Consider the following 4,681-nt stretch of genomic DNA (forward strand, 5'->3'; position numbering starts at 1 on the left):
TATCTTCCTCAAAAATTACATCTTTTACCCAATGTAACTGATTTTCTATTTTCCAATGTCCTCGAATAATTTTAGCAAATACTTGGGCGGATTCAGTTAGGCTACTGATATAGTAAGCTGTTTCTTCATAGGTTTTATCCCCGCGACTACCCCTTCTTTCTACTTTAATAACTCTTCGCAGATTTTCAAATCCTTGTCTTTCATTTTTCCTCACTTTAAAAACTTCTATTTTTCTGGATATTTTTCGACCATGACTATTATCTTGTTCAAGAAAACAACTTTCTGGCTTTGAGGAATTACTCAGGTCTTGTATTCGCTGATAAAGATTTTTCTGATTTCCTTTAACTGTGATAACATAATCATTTTTAGTCTTGGCTATTAAGCTGATTGTTTTCTTCTGACAGTGTAAAGCATCGCCAGTAAAAACTTTATTTTGGAGAGTGCAATCCTCAATTATAGCTTGCCCTTCGTCGATTTCAGACCCTTTTTTGTTTTCAATTCTTTTTAAGTGTAATACCAAGCCACTTTCTTGACTAAACAATGAGACAAACATAATAAAATTTTGTTGTTCATTGTTAGGATTCTTTAGAGTGTTTTTGAGACTTTTTCCATCTATGTCTAGCCAATTTATATCACTTCTTTGTCCATATTCTTCTAATGCCCATTCATTAAACATTTTTAACAAACTCTGCCAGTCAACTCCCATCATTACCCTTCTAATTGTTGAATAGGATGGGACTCTTTCTGGAATTATGTTAAATTCTTGACTGAGCCTGTGCCGATTATTTTTAGCAAACTCTCCTAGCTCTCTATAACCTGAGTATCCTAGCATTGTTCCCAGTATTATTACTACTAATACTATCCATAAAGGGTGTCTTTTTCCTTGATCTTTCCGAAAGTCCTTGACTTGTTTCAGTTTTTCTATTAAGCTCAACATATCTTTCAAAAGTTCGCGTTCACTTCTCATTTTACCTGACAGTGATCGCTTTTACTTTTGATATTCTGATGGGAGAATGAAACAGCCCTACCCCGATGTCGGGGGGGTTGGGGGGTTGCCTTTTGCATGAGTGCATGAGCAGAAAACGGGTTTCTCGGAGAAACCCGTTTTCTGTGCGTTACTCAACGGATTTAGTATGATATAATTTGTTCTTGCTTTTACCTACATATTTAAGTGATTTTGTCAAGAGAATGAGCGAATTAAAATCTCAAATCACAGCTATTGATCATCAACTTTCTAAACGCCCGATCACCCTCGATCCCGCAGGATATTTTATTATTTATCTAGACCGAGAAGCCGGGTTAATCTGTGCCAAACATTACAGCAATATTATCAACGAAAAAGGTTTAGCCGTCGATCCAGAAACGGGAAAAGTTATCGGTGTTAGGCAAAAACTTGATCGCAATCCTGAGACTATTTACACCGCTAGGACTGCCAAAGAATTAGCCGTCAAAGTGATCGAAGAAACCCAACCTTGTCCCATTACTATGTTCGATCATGCTGCTTATTTAGGTCGAGAATTTACCCGCGCCGAATACGCTTTAATCACTGGGGAAGAATATATTCAGGATTAAAAATTGGGCTTTTCAGTAATCAGTAATCAGTAATCAGTAATTAGGGATAAAGATGAAGATAAATAAATAAATAACTTACATCTGATAACTTACATCTGATAACTGATAACTGATAACTGATAACTGATAACTGATAACTGTTAAACCGTGCCTTTAAATAAACCTTGGGGACGGAATAATAACAGCAAGATCATAATTAATAAAGCCACGGCTAATTTATAATCAGAACCAATTAAGGGAACACTAATTTCTTGAGCAACACCAATAATTAAAGCCCCAGCAATCGCTCCGTAGGGATTACCAATACCACCTAAAATAACGGCCGCAAACATTGGTAAGATTAAAAACCAGCCCATATTGGGACGTACTCCTCCAGTAATTAACCCGAACATCCCTCCAGCTAAAGCAGTTAAAACTCCGGTAATTATCCATGTCCAGAAGACAACCCATTCGACGTTAATTCCGGTTACTCTAGCTAAATCGTTGCTGTCAGCTACGGCACGCATCGCCTTACCGATCTTAGTTTTTTGCAATAACAAATGGAGGGCAATAATAACTAGAATTGCCAAACCAATGACTAACAAGCGATCAAAAGCTACTTTAATACCAAAAATTTCTGTAGCGGTCATCACAGGCAGATCGTAGCGTTGATTACTGCCGCCCCAGATCATTAAAATACCATTGCGAAGAAATAAAGCCAAACCGATCGAAATAATAATTAAAGTGGTAGAATCAGCCCGTCGATCGCGCATAGGTTTCCATAATAATCTCTCGGCAATGAGCATGGCAATAGCTGTCACTGCTGCCCCCACCGCCATCGCTAACCAGAGATTAATCCCTTGAGCATTTACCAGCCAAGTTATGTAAGCGCCCAAAGTCATAAAATCGCCGTGGGCAAAATTAGACAGACGCAAAATGCCACAGGTAAGGGTTAAACCGACAGCAGCCAGAGCAATAATACTACCGACGGCTAAACCATTGAATAAAAGTTGCGGTGTATCCATCAAACCTCTTGTATAAATCAGAAATTGTCCTTAGAAATAGAAGTCAGGAGAGAGAAAATTAATTAACTTTTGTCTTTTACCTTATTTAACTGAAAGCTGAGGGCCTGTGGCTTAAATATTTTTGTTTAGACCAAATTACACGGCAGTATAAGCTCAGACAGCTATTATAAAGGTTTGTGTGCCGGCAATTTCTGGCGGCCAGGGAAAAACTGACGGCTGATGACTTACTGCTATAAAATCAAGAATGCCCACTGATGGAATTTGCCGCCAATGAAGACTATCTTTCGATTAGCGATCGCTTTTTTTGCAATACTATTTATCCTATCTCCTGTCAATGCCTTAGCGGCCAGTTCTGCTGCTGTCACAGGAGCCAATGCCAGTTATGAAAACCAGAATCTGACAGGAAAGGATTTTTCGGGACAAAATTTGCAATCTGCCCAATTTACTAACGTTAATCTGCAAGATTCTAACTTTAGCTCTGCCGATTTGCGCGGGGCAGTGTTTAACGGAGCCTCTATCATCGAAGGCAACTTTCATGGAGCGGACTTAACCAATGGGTTAGCCTATCTGAGTACCTTTAAAAATTCTGATTTAAGCGATGCCATTTTTGCCGAAGCAATTATGCTGCGCACCATTTTCGAGGGAGTCAATATCAACGGTGCTGATTTCAGTTTTGCCGTGCTTGACGCTCAACAAATCAAAAATCTCTGTGAAAGAGCCGAGGGTGTCAACTCAAAAACCGGCGTCTCTACCCTGGAATCTTTAGGATGTGATCAATGATGCAAACCCGGGTTGGTGTTATTGGTGGTGGACAATTAGCATGGATGATGGCACAGGAAGCCAAGAAATTAGGCATTTCTCTAATTGTACAAACACCACACCCCGACGATCCCGCCGTTGCTTTAGCTGACGGGGTTGTTTTTGCGGAAATAGCCGACGTGGAAGGCACAAAAAAACTAGCTCAACATTGTGATCTGATCACTTTTGAAAATGAGTTTGTTAATTTAGATGCCCTAGAAGAATTAGCAGCCACAGGGGTTAAATTCTATCCTAGTTTGGCAAATCTGCGCCCCCTATTGGATAAATACGAGCAAAGATGTTATTTACGCTCCCTAGGATTGCCTGTGCCTGATTTTTGGGCGATAGATAATTTATCCCAATTAGAAAATTATCCTTTTCCGCTAGTGCTGAAAGCGCGACGACACGGTTATGATGGCCAAGGAACCTTTATTATCCGCACTCCTGAAGAATTAAACGCCAAAAAGCCGCAATTAGAGCGTCTTGACTTGATGTTAGAAGCTTATATTCCCTACGAGCGAGAATTAGCCATCGTTGCCGCTAGGGGATTAACTGGGGAAATCGTCACCTATCCCGTGGTGGAAACTCATCAAAAGGAGCAAGTCTGTCGCTGGGTAATCGCTCCCGCCGCTCTTAACCAATCTTTACACGCTCAAACCGAACCTATCGCCCATCATCTGTTAAGTAGTTTGTCGGCGGTGGGTGTTTTCGGGATAGAGTTATTTGTCACTCCCCAGGGAGAGGTATTGATTAATGAAATCGCTCCCCGTACCCATAATTCGGGTCATTACAGCCTTTCTGCCTGTCTTACCTCCCAATTTGCCCTACAACTGCAAGCAGTCGCTAATTTGCCCCTCGGAGCCACGGATTTAAAATCTGCTGGGGCAGTTATGGTTAATCTCTTGGGTTTTGAGGATAGTGACGGCGATTACGCCGAAAAAAGAGCAATTTTAGCGGCAATTCCAGACGCTCACGTTTTTTGGTACGGTAAAAAATCCCGTCCCGGTCGAAAATTAGGCCATGTCACCCTCTTAAGGGATACAAGCGATCGCTCTGAGTTATTGGCCCTAGCAAAACAGATAGAAAAGCTTTGGTATGGTTGTTAGGGAAATGGGGTGTATTTTCAGTAAACAGTGAACAGTAAACAGTGAACCGATAACTGATAACTGATAACTGTTTACTGATAAGGATGTGAACTGATAACTGATAACTGATAACTGATAACTGATAACTGATAACTGATAACTGATAACTGATAACTGATAACTGATAACTGATAACTGATAACTGATAACTGATAACTGATA

5 protein-coding genes are annotated in these 4,681 nt (G+C 40.3%); 3 read left to right on the plus strand and 2 right to left on the minus strand.

The window, feature by feature from the left end; translation table 11 throughout:
• Positions 1 to 937, minus strand: a 937-nt coding sequence (locus tag H6F92_RS00660) for an ISAs1 family transposase (protein ID WP_190356434.1), incomplete at its 3' end; no start/stop codon positions are given.
• Positions 938 to 1,188: 251 nt separating this feature from the next.
• Here H6F92_RS00660 and H6F92_RS00665 point away from each other — a divergent pair.
• Positions 1,189 to 1,572, plus strand: a complete 384-nt coding sequence (locus H6F92_RS00665; RefSeq protein ID WP_190356430.1) for a DUF4346 domain-containing protein — start codon at positions 1,189 to 1,191, stop codon at positions 1,570 to 1,572.
• 140 nt (positions 1,573 to 1,712) lie between these two features.
• On the opposite strand, the gene H6F92_RS00670 is transcribed toward H6F92_RS00665, so the two are convergent.
• Positions 1,713 to 2,576 (minus strand): branched-chain amino acid ABC transporter permease, encoded by an 864-nt coding sequence (locus tag H6F92_RS00670; protein ID WP_190356431.1) that lies wholly within the window; start codon positions 2,574 to 2,576, stop codon positions 1,713 to 1,715.
• 270 nt (positions 2,577 to 2,846) lie between these two features.
• On the opposite strand from H6F92_RS00670, the gene H6F92_RS00675 reads away from it, so the two are divergent.
• Both H6F92_RS00675 and H6F92_RS00680 read left to right on the plus strand, forming a co-directional pair.
• On the plus strand, positions 2,847 to 3,356 hold the full coding sequence (locus H6F92_RS00675) for a pentapeptide repeat-containing protein (RefSeq protein WP_190356432.1): 510 nt from the start codon (positions 2,847 to 2,849) through the stop codon (positions 3,354 to 3,356).
• Positions 3,353 to 4,480 carry a 5-(carboxyamino)imidazole ribonucleotide synthase gene (locus H6F92_RS00680; protein WP_190356433.1) on the plus strand — a complete coding sequence of 376 codons (1,128 nt, stop codon included), beginning with the start codon at positions 3,353 to 3,355 and terminating at the stop codon, positions 4,478 to 4,480. Before H6F92_RS00675 ends, H6F92_RS00680 begins: the two co-directional genes overlap by 4 nt.
• Positions 4,481 to 4,681 lie beyond the last annotated feature (201 nt).

Source organism: Microcystis wesenbergii FACHB-1317 (genome assembly GCF_014696875.1).
GTDB classification, from domain to species: Bacteria; Cyanobacteriota; Cyanobacteriia; order Cyanobacteriales; family Microcystaceae; genus Microcystis; species Microcystis wesenbergii_A.